The organism is Sphaerisporangium cinnabarinum (assembly GCF_055567015.1).
This window is the reverse complement of the sequence record NZ_JBVHRG010000007.1, coordinates 66,517-81,656: the sequence shown is the minus strand read 5'-3', so window position 1 is coordinate 81,656 and position 15,140 is coordinate 66,517. Positions and strand designations below refer to the sequence as shown.

Sequence of the window (15,140 nt, the reverse complement as noted above, 5' to 3'; positions counted from 1 at the left end):
GAGAACGCATGACCGACGGACCTCTCATCGTCCAGAGCGACAAGTCGCTCCTGCTCGAGGTCGACCACCCCCGTGCCGACGACGCGCGCCGGGCCATCGCGCCGTTCGCCGAGCTCGAGCGCGCCCCCGAGCACGTCCACACCTACCGGCTCACGCCGCTCGGCCTGTGGAACGCGCGCGCGGCCGGGCACGACGCCGAGCAGGTCGTCAACACGCTCATCGAGTACTCGCGCTACCCGGTGCCGCACGCGCTGCTCATCGACGTCGCGGAGACGATGTCCCGGTACGGGCGGCTCACGCTCGCGCAGCACCCGACGCACGGGCTCGTGCTCGAGGCGACGGACCGCGCCGTCCTCGCCGAGGTGCTCAAGTCCAAGCGCACCGCCGGGCTGGTGGGCGACCGGATCGACGACACGACCGTCGTCGTGCACCCGTCCGAGCGCGGCCACCTCAAGCAGGTGCTGGTGAAGCTCGGCTGGCCCGCCGAGGACCTCGCCGGGTACGTCGACGGCGAGAAGCACGCCATCGCGCTCAGCCCGACGACGCCGCCGCGCACCGAGGGCGAGGAGCCGAAGCCCTGGGAGATGCGCCCGTACCAGGCGCAGGCGGTGGACGGGTTCTGGCACGGCGGGAGCGGCGTCGTCGTGCTGCCGTGCGGCGCGGGCAAGACGATCGTCGGCGCGGGTGCGATGGCGAGGTCCGGGACGACGACGCTCATCCTCGTGACGAACACGGTCAGCGCGCGCCAGTGGCGCGACGAGCTCGTGCGGCGCACGACGCTCACCGAGGACGAGATCGGCGAGTACTCCGGCGCGCGCAAGGAGATCAAGCCCGTCACGATCGCGACGTACCAGGTGCTGACGACGAAGCGGAAGGGCGTGTACACGCACCTCGAGCTGCTCGACGCCCGCGACTGGGGGCTCGTCGTGTACGACGAGGTGCACCTGCTGCCCGCGCCGATCTTCCGCATGACGGCGGACCTGCAGGCGCGCCGCCGCCTCGGGCTCACCGCGACGCTCGTGCGCGAGGACGGCCGGGAGGACGAGGTGTTCTCGCTCATCGGGCCCAAGCGGTACGACGCCCCGTGGAAGGACATCGAGGCGCAGGGCTACATCGCGCCCGCGGACTGCGTCGAGGTGCGCCTCACGCTGCCCGAGTCCGACCGCATGACGTACGCCGTCGCCGAGCCCGAGGACAAGTACCGGCTCGCCGCGACCGCCACGGGCAAGAACCGGGTCGTGGAGCAGATCGTCGCGCAGCACCCGGACGACCAGGTGCTCGTGATCGGCCAGTACCTCGACCAGCTCGAGGAGCTGTCGCAGCACCTCGACGCGCCGCTCATCACGGGCGCGACGACGGTCCGCGAGCGCCAGCGCCTGTTCGACGCGTTCCGCACGGGCGAGATCTCGCGGCTCGTCGTGTCGAAGGTCGCGAACTTCTCCATCGACCTGCCCGAGGCGTCGGTCGCGATCCAGGTCTCCGGGTCGTTCGGGTCGCGCCAGGAGGAGGCCCAGCGCCTCGGTCGCGTCATGCGCCCCAAGGCCGACGGCCGCACCGCCCACTTCTACGCCGTCGTCGCGCGCGACACGGTGGACCAGGACTTCGCGGCCCACCGCCAGCGGTTCCTGGCGGAGCAGGGGTACGCCTATCGCATCGTCGACGCGGAGGACCTCGGCGTCGTGCAGTGACGGGTGGGGGTCCCGCGACGCAGGAGCGCGGCACCCGCCCGGCACGGAACGACGCCGGGGACCGACCAAGAACGCGGAGGACCTCGGCGTCGTGCAGTGACGGGTGGGGGTCCCGCGACGCAGGAGCACGGCACCCGCCCGTCACGGGACGACGCCGAGGGCCGACCACGAGCACCGGGACCTCGGCGTCGTGCAGTGACGGGTGGGGACCACCTCCCGTGCGATGGCAGGTGGGGATCGCCCGTCGTGCGGTGACGGGCATGGCCCCGCCGCACCGATTGCGGGTCCTGGGCGGCTGGGAAAGGATCGGGCCGTGAGCACGGCCGATCGTCCCTGGCACCCCCGCGCGGCCGGGGGCCGCGGCGCCCGCGCGTTCCTCGCCCTCGTCGTCTCGACGCTCGTCGGGCTGCTGACGTGCGTCGCCCTCGTCGCCCCGGCGGGCCTCGCGCACGCCGTCCCGCCGATGGACGTGACGGACGAGATCACCGACCCGTCCGGCGTCCTCGGGGACCGCACGGACGAGGTGCGCGCGGCGCTGGACCGCCTGGCCCAGGACACGGACCTCCAGCTCTTCGTCGTGTACGTGGACGACCTCGACGGCATGGACGGCGTCGACTGGGCGAACGCGACGGCGAACCAGTCGGGGCTGGGGGTCGACGACCTGCTGCTGGCAGTCGGGACGCAGGACCGGCGGTACGGGCTGTCGTACGACAACAACGTCCCGCTGTCGGACGCCGAGCTGGACCGGATCACGTCCGCGGTGGAGGACGAGCTGCGCGCCGACGACTGGGCGGGTGCGGCCATCGCGGCGGCCGAGGTGGCGCGCGGGGCGAGCCAGGGCTCGGGCGGCGTGTCGTGGTTCTGGGTCCTGCTCGTCGGCGGCGTGCTCGTGATCGTGGTCGTGGTGGTCGCCCGCGCGGCGGGACGACGTCGCCGGGCCGCGACCGCCGTCGGGCCTGCGGACGACCCGCTCGCGGCGCTGCCCACGGCCGAGCTGGACCGTCGCGCGAGCGCCGCCCTCGTGGCGATCGACGACGCCGTGAAGACGTCCGAGCAGGAGCTCGGCTTCGCGCAGGCGCAGTTCGGGATCGAGGCGACGCAGCAGTTCTCCGCCGCGCTCGCCGAGGGCAGGCAGCGGGTCGCGGAGGCGTTCGCGCTGCGCCAGCGGCTCGACGACGACCAGCCCGAGACGGAGCCCCAGGCGCGGCAGCTGATGGCGCGCATCGTCGCCCTGTGCGACGAGGTCGCGGACTCGCTCGACGCCCAGTCCCGCACGTTCGACGAGCTGCGCGACCTGCAGGCCCGCGCGCCGCAGGTGCTCGACGAGACCGACCAGCGCGCGACCGAGGTGCTCGGCCGCGTGGAGCCCGCGCGCGCGACGCTCGAGGCGCTCGGGCGCACGTACCCGTCGACGGCGCTCGCGTCCGTCGCGCAGAACCCCGAGCAGGCGCAGGCGCTCCTCACGGGCGCGCGCGAGTCGGTGGCGCGCGGTCGGGAGGCGCTCGCCGGCAAGGACCGGGCGACGGCCGTCGCGCTCGCGCGGGCCGCGCAGAACGCCGTCGGGCAGGCGGTGACGCTGCTCGACGCCGTCGACCGCGCGGGCACCGACCTCGCCGAGTCCGGTCCGCGCCTCGACCGGGGCGTCGCGTCGATCACGTCCGACATCGCGGACGCCGGGCGGCTCGCCCCCGGGGACCCCGCGGTCGCGCCGGCGCTCGCGGAGGCGCAGGCCGCCGTGGCGGCGGCCGGGGCCGCGCGCGACGGCGGCGACCCGCTCGCCGCGCTCCGTCGCCTCACGGACGCGGAGGCTGCGCTCGACGCCGTCCTCGCCCCGTTCCGCGAGCGGGCCGAGCAGGCGGCGCGTGCGAACGCGCTGCTGCGCGAGACCCTCGCGCGCGTCGACTCGCAGGTCCGCGCGACGAACGACTTCATCGAGACCCGGCGCGGCGCCGTCGGCCCGGAGGCACGGACCCGGCTCGCGGAGGCGATCCGCCTGCTCGGCGAGGCGCGCGCGCTCCAACCGACCGACCCGGTCTCCGCGCTCCAGCGCGCGCAGCAGGCCGACGCGCAGGCGCAGTCCGCGGCCCAGCGCGCGCAGCAGGACGCGTCGAGCTGGCAGTCGTCCCAGGGTGGCGGGTTCGGCGGGGGTGGCGGCAGCAACGTCGGGGGCATGGTCCTCGGCGGGATCCTCCTCGACTCCATCCTCCGCGGCGGGGGCGGCGGCGGACGCTCCGGCGGGTTCGGCGGCGGCAGCTTCGGCGGCGGCTACGGGGGTGGCGGGTTCGGCGGCGGACGCTCCGGCGGACGGTCGGGCGGCCGGTCCTCGGGCGGGCGCTCCGGCCGCGGCGGACGCTTCTGAGGGCGGGCGGCACCTGACGCGCCGCACCACGGCACGACGGCACGACGCACACGACCAGCACGAGACGGCTCACCAGAGAGGGACGACCATGGCGGAGAAGCAGAGCATCTTCGGACGGATCGCGCAGCTCGCGCGCGCGAACATCAACGCGCTCCTGGACAGCGCCGAGGACCCGCAGAAGATGCTGGACCAGCTCGTGCGGGACTACACGAACAACATCGCCGAGGCGGAGCAGGCCGTCGCGCAGACCATCGGCAACCTGCGCCTCGCCGAGCAGGACTACAACGAGGACGTCGCCGCCGTCCAGGAGTGGGGACAGAAGGCCGCGGCCGCGTCGGCGCAGGCCGACCGGTACCGCCAGCAGGGCGACGCCGCGAACGCCGACAAGTTCGACAACCTCGCGAAGATCGCGCTCGGCAAGCAGATCGCCGCCGAGAGCGAGGTCCGCCAGGCCGAGCCGCTCATCGCGTCGCAGCGCGAGTCGGTCGAGAAGCTCAAGTCCGGTCTCGCGATGATGAAGGACAAGCTCGGTCAGCTGAAGTCCAAGCGTGACTCGCTCGTCGCGCGGCAGAAGAGCGCGCAGGCGCAGCAGACCGTGCAGGGCGCGCTCAGCTCGATCAACGTGCTCGACCCGACGAGCGAGATCTCCCGCTACGAGGAGATCGTCCGCCGCGAGGAGGCGCAGGCGCTCGGCCAGGCGGAGGTCGCGGCGTCGAGCATCGACGCGCAGTTCGCCGAGCTCGAGACGTCGGGCGAGGCCGTCGAGATCGAGGCCCGCCTCGCCGCGCTCAAGCAGGGCTCCGCGCCCGCCGCGCAGGTGTCGCCCACCCAGGTCACGCCCGCGATCGGTTCCGGGACGACCACCCAGGACGCCCCCTCGACCGACTGGTGACCTCGGCCCGGGTCAGGCGGGGACGCGTCGTCGGCTGACCCGGACCGCGGTGACGAACGACTCCGCGAGCCGGCGCCCGCCGTCGAGCAGCGCGGGGGCGTGCTCGTCGAACCCGGCGAGCGCCGCCGCGGTGTCGACGTCGTCGTACCCGGCGCACCAGGCCGCGAACCCGGCGCGCGACGCCTCGGGGTGGAACTGGACGCCGAGCGCGGACCCGAGGCGGAACGCCTGGTAGGGGTACATGTTCGACGACGCGAGCCAGACGGCCCCGGACGGGAGCTCGACGATCGCGTCGCCGTGCATGCTCGTCACGCAGCGCACCGGGTCGTCGCCCGTCGCGAGCGGCGCCAGCACCGGGTCGGTGTCCGCCTCGGCACGCCAGAACAGGCGCGTCGCGCCGACCTCGCGTCCGGGCGGTGCGGCGACCGCCACCTGTCCCCCGCCGGCGACGGCGAGGAGCTGTGCGCCGAGGCAGATCCCGAGCGTCGGGACGCCCTGCGTCGCGGCGGCGACGAGGGTCTCGCGCAGCGCTGGCAGCCAGGGGGTGCGCGCGTCGTCGTACGCGGACATGTGGCCGCCGAGGACGACGAGACCGTCGCCGAGCTCGTCGAGCCGGTCCGCGGCGGGGACGGGCTCGCCGTCGTGCGCCCGGACGACGCGGAGCTCCGCGTCGAGGAGGTCGGCGTAGGCGTCGAGCGTCACGTCCGGGGAGTTCTGGACGACCGTGAGCCGGACGGTCCCGGTCCCGGTCGTGGCGTCGGTGTCGTGCATGGTCACGAACCCTGACGGTACCCACTCGGGGGTGGGGCGACGCAAACACCCACGTCGTGGACAGCGCCCCGGGCTCACCCGGACGGAGCGCGGCGGGTCGCGCGCCGATAGGCTGACCGGCATGTCCGACCTCCAGACCTCCGACGGCCGAGCGCTGACGACGCCGCGCCGCACCTACCTCGTCGTCGACGGCGAGAACATCGACGCGACGCTCGGCATGAACGTCCTCGGGCACCGGCCCGCCCCGGAGGAGCGGCCGCGCTGGGACCGCATCGTGGACTTCGCGCGCCAGGCCTGGGGCCAGGACGTCACGCCCCTGTTCTTCCTCAACGCGTCGTCGGGCCAGATGCCGATGTCGTTCGTGCAGGCGCTGCTCGCGATGGGCTACCGCCCGATCCCGCTGTCGGGGTCGAGCACCGAGAAGGTCGTCGACATCGGTATCCAGCGCATGCTGGACGCGATCGCCGGCCAGCCGGGCGACGTGCTCCTCGCGAGCCACGACGGCGACTTCCTGCCCCAGGTCGAGACGCTCCTCGACGACCCCGACCGGCGCGTGGGCGTGCTCGCGTTCCGCGAGTTCGTCAACGTGCGCCTCACCGAGCTCACGGGCCGCGGTCTCGAGATCTTCGACCTCGAGGACCACGCGGGCGCGTTCACGGCCGTGCTGCCGCGCGTGCGGATCATCCCGCTCGACGAGTTCGACCCGATGCGCTACCTCTGACCGCCCGTGCCGCGGGCTCCGTCGCTCAGGCGTGGAGCTCGCGGTACAGCGGCGTCGGGAACGACGCCGTCACGCCGTCGCCCCCGAGGAGCCCTGCGATCCGCTCGGCCTCGGCCGCGACGGCCCGCTCGCCGTCGGAGCCGACGTCGTCGAGGAGACGCCACGCGGGCTCGCCGCCCGGGCGCACGACCCAGGCCCCGACGATCCGACCCTCCCACCAGACGGTCGCGCCCGCGTTGCCGATCGTGTCGAAGACGGCCGCCTTGTGCGCTCCCAGGTACCAGTCGCGCGCGGTCCAGCCCATCGTCGTCGGGTCGAGCGACGGCAGGAGCGCGACGTGGCCCTCGATGGGCACCTCGTCGGGGCCGGGCAGGTCCGTGCCGCGCAGCATGACGCCGGGGCGGGTCGCCTCGCCGTCCCGCGCACCGACCTCGACCTCCACCTCGACGACGTCGAGGCCCGCGAGCGCCGCGACCGTGTCGCGCCGGTTCCAGCCGGTCCACCACACGAGGTCCTCGACCGTCGCGGGACCGAACACGTCGAGCCAGGCCCGCGCCAGCGCGGTGCGCGCCGCGGCCTCGTCGAGCACGGGGATGCCGCCGGGGAACCAGTCGTCGACGGGCGACCAGACGTGCCGGTTGGACGACCACGTGCCCCGCGGCTCGCCGCGCACCACCGCGCCCTCGGCCGACAACAGGGCGAGGAGCTGGGACGTCATGGTGCGGCGCACGTCCCACGTCTTGGTGGTCGTGGGCAGGAACGCCGTGCGCAGCAGCGGCGCGGCCCGCGACAGGCGCGCGCCGTCGAGCGGGCCGTGCTCGGCGAGCGCGGCGTGGACCTGGGCCTCGACCGCGGCGAGGAAGGTCGCGGCGTCCTCGACCGGTGGGTCCGTGGGCAGGGTCGCGAGCTCCTTGAGCAGGCGGGTGCGCAGCCGCCGCGCGACGGCGAGGGCCGCCGCGGCGTGCACGACGGGCACCGCCTCGCGGCGCACGACGAACATCGTGCGGCGCATGGCGAGCACCTTGACGAGCGAGCGCCGCCGGAAGACGGCGTCCCGGACGTCGTCGAGCCCGAGGCCGGGGACGCGCGCGAGCACCGACAGGTAGACGCTCGGGGCGTCGGTCGCGTGCAGCGCGAAGAGCCGGTCCACGACGTCCTCCGGGCTCCGGGCCGCCGGCCTGCCCGGCAGGTCCGTGGCGAGAGCGAGCTGCTGCGCGACGAGCCGACGCCGCCTCTGGTCCACCGTGATCCGCACGGCGGCCATCCTGCCCCGGACCACCCACGGGCGCCCGGCCGGTGCCGCCCGGGTGCCACGTGCGGTCGAGCACGTTCCCAGGCGCCTCCCAGACCGCGGGAGCACACTGGACGCATGAGCACCACCCCCGAGGCACGTCTCGTCGTCGTCGACGACGAGCCGAACATCCGCGAGCTGCTGGCCACGTCCCTGCGCTTCGCCGGGTTCGAGGTGCACGCCGCCGCGGACGGGCAGAGCGCCCTGCGGCTCGTGCGCGACGTCGAGCCCGACCTCGTCGTGCTCGACGTGATGCTCCCCGACATGGACGGGTTCACCGTGACCCGCCGCCTGCGCGAGAAGGGCCAGCACACGCCCGTCGTCTTCCTCACCGCGAAGGACGACACGCGCGACAAGGTCACGGGGCTCACCGTGGGCGGCGACGACTACGTGACGAAGCCCTTCAGCCTGGAGGAGGTCGTGGCGCGCATCCGGGCCGTGCTGCGCCGCACGCACGCCGAGCCGGTCGACGACGCCGTCCTGCGCTTCGCCGACCTCGAGATGGACGAGGACTCGCACGAGGTGCGGCGCGCCGGCGTCGACATCGACCTGTCCCCCACCGAGTTCAAGCTGCTGCGCTACCTCATGCTCAACGCCGGGCGCGTGCTGTCCAAGGCACAGATCCTCGACCACGTGTGGCAGTACGACTGGGGCGGCGACGCGAACATCGTCGAGTCCTACATCTCCTACCTGCGCCGCAAGATCGACAACCTCACCGTGCCCGGCCCGGACGGCGAGCCCGTGGCACTGCCGCCGCTCATCCACACCAAGCGCGGCGTCGGCTACCTGCTGCGCCAGCCGCCCGCGGCGTCATGACGGCCGGCCCCGACCGCACGACGGCCGGGTCCCCGCCCGTCCCGCCCCCTCCCCCGCCCCCCGGGGCGACGTCGCAGCCCGGCCGTGCGGCGTCGGGCGAGTCCGGCGCACCCGCCCCCGGCGGCCCGACGGCGGAGCGCCCCTTCGGCCGGCCCGTCCCCACCGAGGGGTGGGGCTGGTTCGCGCGCGTGCCGCTGCGGGCTCGGCTCGTCGCGATCACCGTGCTCCTGCTGGCGGCAGGGCTCGGGCTGGCGTCGGCGGTCACGACGACCGTCGTGTCGAACTACCTCGTGCGCCAGGTGGACGCGCAGCTGGAACGCTCCGCAGCCGCGGTCGCGAACATCACCCTCAACGAGCGCGTGGGGGCGAGCTCTCAGCTGCCGAGCGACTACTTCGTCCTCGTGCGGCCCACCAACGGCGAAGAGGTCCCGCTGCGCTGGCCGCAGACCGTGTCGCTGTACGGAGTGCCCGAGATCCCCGCGATGTCCGACCCCGAGGTCGAGGCAAGCCTCGGCGAGCCGTTCACCGTGAGCTCCGAGGGTGGCGCCGAGCCCGCGAAGTGGCGCGTCGTCCCCTTCTTCTACGGGTCGAACGTGTCCAGCGCGCGCGAGGGGACCGCGTTCGTCGCCCTCCCGCTGACGGGCATCCACGAGACGGTCAAGGTGCTCGGCCGGGCGCTGGCGCTGTCCGCGCTGGGCATCGCGCTCGTCGGCGGCGCGGTCGCCTACCTCGCGGTCCACCGTGCGCTGCGCCCGCTGCGCGAGATCGAGGAGACCGCGGCCGACATCGCCGCGGGCGACCTGTCGCGACGCGTGCGCCCGGCACCGACGACGACGGAGGTCGGCTCGCTCGCGGCGTCGCTCAACGCGATGCTCACCCAGATCGAGGAGGCGTTCGCCGTCCAGGAGGCGTCGGAGGAACGGATGCGGCGCTTCGTGTCGGACGCGAGCCACGAGCTGCGCACGCCGCTCGCGACGATCCGCGGGTACGGGGAGCTGTACCGGATGGGCGCGCTCGACACCCCGGACAAGGTCGACGACACGATGGGCCGCATCGAGGACTCGGCGACCCGCATGGGCACGCTCGTCAACGACCTGCTCGCCCTGGCGCGGCTCGACGAGGGCCGGCCGCTGCGCCACGAGCCGGTCGACCTCGTCTCGCTCGCACGGGACTCCGCGCAGGACCTGCACGCGCTCGACCCGGCCCGCGACGTGCGGGTCGTCGGGCTCGCGCCGGGCGCGGACGCTCCGGCGTCGTTGCGCGTCGTGGGCGACGAGGACCGGCTGCGGCAGGTGCTCGCGAACCTCGTCGGCAACGTCGCGCGCCACACGCCGTCGGGCACGCCGGTGGAGATCGCGCTCGGGGCGGCGCCCGCTCCCCCGTCGGACGACGCGCCGTCGGGCGACACCCGGGGCGGCGACGCTCCGCGCGGCGACCTCGCACGGGGGGACGTCGCGCGCGGCGACGTCGCGGTGCTCGAGGTCCGCGACCACGGCCCCGGCGTCCCGACGACGCAGCGGGGGCGCCTGTTCGAGCGGTTCTACCGCGCGGACACGTCGCGCAACCGCTCGTCCGGCGGGTCCGGGCTCGGGCTGGCGATCGTCGCCGCGATCGTCGGTGCGCACCGCGGGCGCGTGTCGGTCCGTGAGACGCCGGGCGGCGGGCTCACCGTCCGCGTGGACCTCCCCCTCGGGTCCTGACGGCCCGCACCCCGCCCGACCTGCGGGTTCGCCGGCCCCCGCCCGCGACGTCGCGCCAAACGCTCCCCGGGCGTCCCGACGCGCCGCCGACTGCGGCTACGATGGCGGGTCGTCCCGCGAGACCTAGGCTGAAGACGAGGCCGCGCGGCGACGCGGGGGCCTCCGCGCCGGGCAGCACGCCCGGCGACGACGACCTCCGTCCTGCTCGTCTCCGTCGAAGAAGGCTGAAGTTCATGGGCGTCAACAGCGCCGACGCACCGCAGTGGTTCCTCTCCTCGTTCGTCCGCAGCGCCCGGGGCGCCGGGGCGACCGCCCCGGACGACGAGATCCGCGCCGTCGGGCAGGGGCTGCTCGACCGCTGGGACCAGCCGGGACGCCACTTCCACAACCTGCGCCACCTGGCCGACGTCCTGGGCCGGGTCGACGAGCTCTCGCAGGAGACGCACGACCCCGACCTCGTCCGGCTCGCGGCCTGGTACCACGGCGCGATCTTCGACGCGAAGGGCGGCGCGACCTACGCCAACAAGGGCGGCGAGGACGAGACCGCGAGCGCCGCGCTCGCCGACGCCGAGCTCACGCGGCTCGGCGTCCCCGAGCCCGCGGTGCGGCGCGTCGCGCACCTCGTCAACGCGCTCGTGCGCCACGCCCCGGACGCCTCCGACTTCGACTGCGCGGTCCTGTGCGACGCCGACCTCGCGATGCTCGCGGCCGAGCCGCAGCGCTACAAGGAGTACCTCAAGGACGTGCGCGACGAGTACGCGCACATCCCCAAGCCCGACTACGTGCGCGCCCGCATCGCGATCCTCACGAAGCTGCTGGACCGGCGCACGCTCTTCTCGAGCCCGCTCGGCGCGGCCTGGGAGGAGGCCGCGCGACAGAACCTCGACGCGGAGCTCCAGCGCCTGCGCAAGGAGCAGGCCAAGCTCGCGGAGGCGTCGACGGCGTCCCCAGCCTCCGGCGCCTGAGCCGCCGTCCACAGGCCTGGCCTCCGCTCCCTCCGGCACCGGGAGGTCGGCCTACCGTCGTCGCCATGCCCCGGTACCCACCAGGGCGAGGAACGGCCCCCGGGCCGAGGGACGACGGAGGTTCGGATGAGCCGGTACGAGGTGGACAGCGCGCGCGTGGCGCAGGCGAGCGCCGCGGTGAACGGGTCGGTCACGGCGATCCGTGCGGAGGTCGGCGCCATGATGCGGCACCTCACGGACCTGCAGGCGTCGTGGCGCGGTGGGGCGGCGTCGTCGTTCACGGGTGTCATGGCGCAGTGGCAGACGACGCAGACCCAGGTCGAGGTCGCGCTCGACGACATCACCGCCGCGCTCGGCGCCGCCGCGCAGACCTACGCCGACGCCGAGTCGCAGGCCGCGCGCCTGTTCACGGCACGGTAGACCCCGCCCGGCCGGGACCTCCCGGCAGGCACGACGAAGGCCGCCGACCGGGCGAACCCGGCCGACGGCCTTCGGTGTCCGACGGCTCCCGGTGACGGGAGCCGGGGCAGGTCAGAAGTCCATGCCGCCCATGCCACCGGTCGGGTCGCCCGCGGGGGCGGCCTTCTCCGGCTTGTCGGCCACGACGGCCTCGGTCGTGAGGAACAGCGCCGCGATGGAGGCGGCGTTCTGCAGCGCGGAGCGCGTGACCTTGACCGGGTCGTTCACGCCGGCAGCGAGGAGGTCCTCGTACACACCGGTCGCGGCGTTGAGGCCCTGGCCGGACGGGAGGTTGCGCACCTTCTCCGCCACGACGCCACCCTCGAGGCCCGCGTTGATCGCGATCTGCTTGAGCGGGGCGTCGATCGCGGCGCGCACGATCTGCGCACCGGTCGCCTCGTCACCCTCGAGCTCGAGCTTCTCGAACGCCACGGCACCGGCCTGGATGAGCGCGACGCCACCACCGGCGACGATGCCCTCCTCGACGGCAGCCTTCGCGTTGCGGACGGCGTCCTCGATGCGGTGCTTGCGCTCCTTGAGCTCGACCTCCGTCGCGGCACCCGCCTTGATGACGGCCACGCCGCCGGCGAGCTTGGCGAGGCGCTCCTGGAGCTTCTCGCGGTCGTAGTCGGAGTCCGACTTCTCGATCTCGCCACGGATCTGGTTGACGCGACCCTGGATCAGGTCGGCGTCGCCCGCGCCCTCGACGATCGTGGTCTCGTCCTTCGTGACGACGACCTTGCGCGCCTGGCCGAGCAGGTCCAGCGTCGCGTTCTCGAGCTTGAGGCCCACCGTCTCGGTGATGACCTGGCCGCCGGTGAGGATCGCGATGTCCTGGAGCATGGCCTTGCGGCGGTCGCCGAAGCCCGGGGCCTTGACGGCGACGGACTTGAACGTGCCACGGATCTTGTTGAGCACCAGGGTCGCGAGCGCCTCGCCCTCGACGTCCTCGGCGATGATGAGGAGCGAGCGGCCGGCCTTCATGACCTGGTCGAGGACCGGGAGCAGGTCCTTCACGTTCGAGATCTTGGACTCGACGATGAGGACGTACGGGTCCTCGAGCACGGCCTCCTGGCGCTCGGGGTCCGTCTCGAAGTAGCGCGCGAGGAAGCCCTTGTCGAAGCGCATGCCCTCGGTGAGCTCGAGCTCGAGGCCGAACGTGTTCGACTCCTCGACCGTGATGACGCCCTCCTTGCCCACCTTGTCGAGGGCCTCGGCGATGAGCTCGCCGATCGCGGGGTCGCCGGCGGAGATGGCGGCCGTGGCGGCGATCTCCTCCTTGGTCTCGATGTCCTTCGCGGCGTTGAGCAGCTGCTCGGTCACCGCGTCGACGGCCTTCTCGATGCCGCGCTTGACGGCGATCGGGTTGGCGCCGGCCGCGACGACGCGCAGGCCCTCGCGCACGAGCGCCTGGGCGAGCACGGTCGCGGTGGTCGTGCCGTCACCCGCGACGTCGTCGGTCTTCTTGGCGACCTCCTTGACGAGCTCCGCACCGATCTTCTCGTATGGGTCCTCGAGCTCGATCTCCTTGGCGATGGAGACGCCGTCGTTCGTGATGGTCGGCGCGCCCCACTTCTTGTCGAGCACGACGTTGCGGCCCTTGGGGCCGAGGGTGACCTTGACGGTGTCGGCGAGGACGTTGAGCCCTCGCTCCATGCTCCGACGAGCCTCCTCGTCGAAGGCGATGATCTTGGCCATGGGGAATGATCCTCCGCTGGTGGCGTATGGCGGTCGGCCGGCGCCCGCGACGGACGACCCGCGACGGCGGCGTTCATGTCACGCCGCCAGGGCGGGCCTCACCTGTCGACCTGGTGGGTTGCGCCGCACCCGCGTGAGCGGCTGCCTGCGCTGGTCACTTCTGTCACTCTCGTGACGAGAGTGCTAACGCCATTATTGGCACTCGCACGGTGCGAGTGCAAGACAGCGGTACGCCACGCCGCCGCGTATCGCGAGGGGCGAAACCGCGCACCCCGCGACGCGCCCTAGGATGCGCGGTGTGATCCGCGCAACACCGTCGTGGCGCCCTCTCGCAGCCCTGGCCGGCTTCGTGCTGGTCCCTGCCCTCGGCCTGACCGCCGCGACCGCGGTCGCCGCGCCCTCGGGCGAGCACATCGACCTTTACCAGGACGGCGTCGCGGTGACGACCGGGCCCGACGGAGGCGCCGCGGTGCTGCGTCTCGCACCCGGCGTGGGCGCGACCTATCTCGAGGGCAGCCGCGTGCTCGACCCGGCGTCGCTCGACCCCGTCGCGCTCGCCGCGGGCGTCGACCCCGCGGACGGCGAGGCGGACCGGCTCGCCCAGGTCGCCGGGGCCCCGCTCGACGCGACGGCGCTCCTCGACCCCGCCCTCGCCCAGGAGACCGCCACCGCGTCGCGGGCGTGGCTCGCGTCCGGCGTCGTGCCGGGCGCGGGCGGGCCGTTCGCCGCGCTCGGCGAGGCGGCCCTCCTCGACCTGCGGGCCCTCACGCTCGACGACGGCGCCGCCCTCGCCGCGCCGTCACCCAAGTGGCGCTACGTCTGGCCGCGCGACGCCTCGTTCACCGCGGCGGCGTTCGCCCGCACCGGCCACGTCGACGACGCGCGCGACGTCCTCGGCTTCCTCGCGCGGGTCCAGGAGGACGACGGCTCGTTCCACGCGCGCTACCTCCCCGACGGCTCGGGGGTTCCCGACGACCGCGGCCTCCAGTCCGACGGCGTCGGCTGGGTCCTGTGGGCCGCGGACGTCGTCCTGGAGGAGACGCCCGCCGCGGACCGCCCCGAGGTGGCCGCCGAGCTGCGGCCGCTCGTCGACGCCGCGACGAGCCACGCGCTCGAGCTCGTCGACGGCGAGGACCCGCTGCCGCCGCCGTCGAGCGACTACTGGGAGGTCGAGCCCACGTCCCTCACGCTCGGCACCGCCGGTCCGCTGCTCGCCGGTCTGGAGGCCGCGGCGGACGTGTACGCGGCCGCGGGCGACGCGCGGCGCGCGCACGAGGCGACGCTGGCCGCCGCCCGCCTGCGCATGGCGGTCGAGCGCTCGTTCGGGTCCCAGGGCTACCCGCGCCACGTCACCGGGGGCGCGCGCGACGCCTCGACCGCGTTCGTGCTGCCCCCGTTCCAGCCGGAGCCGCTCGCCGGGGCGGACGAGGCCTGGCGCGCGTCCGTGACGGAGATGCTGCGCCCGGCGGGCGGGCTCGCGCCGGGCGCCGGCTGGCGCGCGGACGGCATCTCGTGGACGCCGCAGACGACGCTGTACGCGCTGGCCGCGGCCTCGTCGTCCGACCCCGAGGACCGCGCCGACGCCGAGGAGTGGCTCCGGTGGGTCGACGACCACCGCACCGCGTCCGGCGCGATCCCGGAGAAGGTCCTGGCCGACGGCTCGCCCGCCGCGGTCGCGCCGCTGTCGTGGAGCTCCGCGCTCGTCGTGCTCGCGCTCGTCGAGCTCGACACCCACGGCACCGCGGGCTGACGACCGCCGAGGCACCCGCACGGTGCGACG

At 74.5% G+C, this 15,140-nt stretch carries 12 protein-coding genes; 9 read left to right on the top strand and 3 right to left on the bottom strand.

Annotated features, from left to right (window positions below; translation table 11 throughout):
* Nucleotides 1–8: 8 nt before the first annotated feature.
* The 3 genes from ACZ4MO_RS11690 (at nt 9) to ACZ4MO_RS11680 (ending at nt 4,939) form a co-directional block, all read left to right on the top strand.
* Complete coding sequence (locus ACZ4MO_RS11690; RefSeq protein WP_074808193.1) at nt 9–1,688, top strand: DNA repair helicase XPB; 1,680 nt, start codon at nt 9–11, stop codon at nt 1,686–1,688.
* A 313-nt stretch (nt 1,689–2,001) separates the two neighbouring features.
* Nucleotides 2,002–4,047 carry a TPM domain-containing protein gene (locus ACZ4MO_RS11685; protein WP_342779581.1) on the top strand — a complete coding sequence of 682 codons (2,046 nt, stop codon included), beginning with the start codon at nt 2,002–2,004 and terminating at the stop codon, nt 4,045–4,047.
* 88 nt (nt 4,048–4,135) lie between these two features.
* Nucleotides 4,136–4,939 (top strand): PspA/IM30 family protein, encoded by an 804-nt coding sequence (locus ACZ4MO_RS11680; protein ID WP_061268042.1) that lies wholly within the window; start codon nt 4,136–4,138, stop codon nt 4,937–4,939.
* Between the two features lie 12 nt (nt 4,940–4,951).
* On the opposite strand, the gene ACZ4MO_RS11675 is transcribed toward ACZ4MO_RS11680, so the two are convergent.
* Nucleotides 4,952–5,710: a glutamine amidotransferase-related protein gene (locus ACZ4MO_RS11675; RefSeq protein ID WP_175009049.1), complete on the bottom strand. Its 759-nt coding sequence runs from the start codon at nt 5,708–5,710 to the stop codon at nt 4,952–4,954.
* Between the two features lie 121 nt (nt 5,711–5,831).
* Here ACZ4MO_RS11675 and ACZ4MO_RS11670 point away from each other — a divergent pair, with 121 nt between their 5' ends.
* Nucleotides 5,832–6,431, top strand: a complete 600-nt coding sequence (locus ACZ4MO_RS11670) for an NYN domain-containing protein (protein ID WP_175008990.1) — start codon at nt 5,832–5,834, stop codon at nt 6,429–6,431.
* A gap of 25 nt (nt 6,432–6,456) precedes the next feature.
* Here the strand turns inward: ACZ4MO_RS11670 and ACZ4MO_RS11665 are convergent, their stop codons facing one another.
* Nucleotides 6,457–7,686 carry a DNA glycosylase AlkZ-like family protein gene (locus tag ACZ4MO_RS11665; protein WP_175008991.1) on the bottom strand — a complete coding sequence of 410 codons (1,230 nt, stop codon included), beginning with the start codon at nt 7,684–7,686 and terminating at the stop codon, nt 6,457–6,459.
* A gap of 114 nt (nt 7,687–7,800) precedes the next feature.
* Between ACZ4MO_RS11665 and ACZ4MO_RS11660 the strand changes: the two genes are divergently transcribed.
* The 4 genes from ACZ4MO_RS11660 to ACZ4MO_RS11645 all read left to right on the top strand — a co-directional run bounded on the left by ACZ4MO_RS11660 (nt 7,801) and on the right by ACZ4MO_RS11645 (nt 11,623).
* Nucleotides 7,801–8,538, top strand: coding sequence for a response regulator transcription factor (locus ACZ4MO_RS11660; protein ID WP_043654159.1), 738 nt, complete (start codon nt 7,801–7,803; stop codon nt 8,536–8,538).
* Nucleotides 8,535–10,238, top strand: a complete 1,704-nt coding sequence (locus ACZ4MO_RS11655) for an ATP-binding protein (protein WP_175008992.1) — start codon at nt 8,535–8,537, stop codon at nt 10,236–10,238. The genes ACZ4MO_RS11660 and ACZ4MO_RS11655 overlap by 4 nt, the downstream gene beginning before the upstream one ends.
* Before the next feature lie 233 nt (nt 10,239–10,471).
* Entirely contained in the window at nt 10,472–11,203 is a 732-nt protein-coding gene (locus ACZ4MO_RS11650) for a hypothetical protein (RefSeq protein ID WP_175008993.1), read from the top strand.
* Nucleotides 11,204–11,329: 126 nt separating this feature from the next.
* Nucleotides 11,330–11,623 carry a WXG100 family type VII secretion target gene (locus tag ACZ4MO_RS11645; RefSeq protein WP_108049475.1) on the top strand — a complete coding sequence of 98 codons (294 nt, stop codon included), beginning with the start codon at nt 11,330–11,332 and terminating at the stop codon, nt 11,621–11,623.
* Between the two features lie 111 nt (nt 11,624–11,734).
* On the opposite strand, the gene groL is transcribed toward ACZ4MO_RS11645, so the two are convergent.
* Nucleotides 11,735–13,360: a chaperonin GroEL gene (groL, locus tag ACZ4MO_RS11640; protein WP_043654162.1), complete on the bottom strand. Its 1,626-nt coding sequence runs from the start codon at nt 13,358–13,360 to the stop codon at nt 11,735–11,737.
* A 298-nt stretch (nt 13,361–13,658) separates the two neighbouring features.
* Here groL and ACZ4MO_RS11635 point away from each other — a divergent pair, with 298 nt between their 5' ends.
* On the top strand, nt 13,659–15,110 hold the full coding sequence (locus ACZ4MO_RS11635) for a glycoside hydrolase family 15 protein (protein WP_175008994.1): 1,452 nt from the start codon (nt 13,659–13,661) through the stop codon (nt 15,108–15,110).
* Nucleotides 15,111–15,140 lie beyond the last annotated feature (30 nt).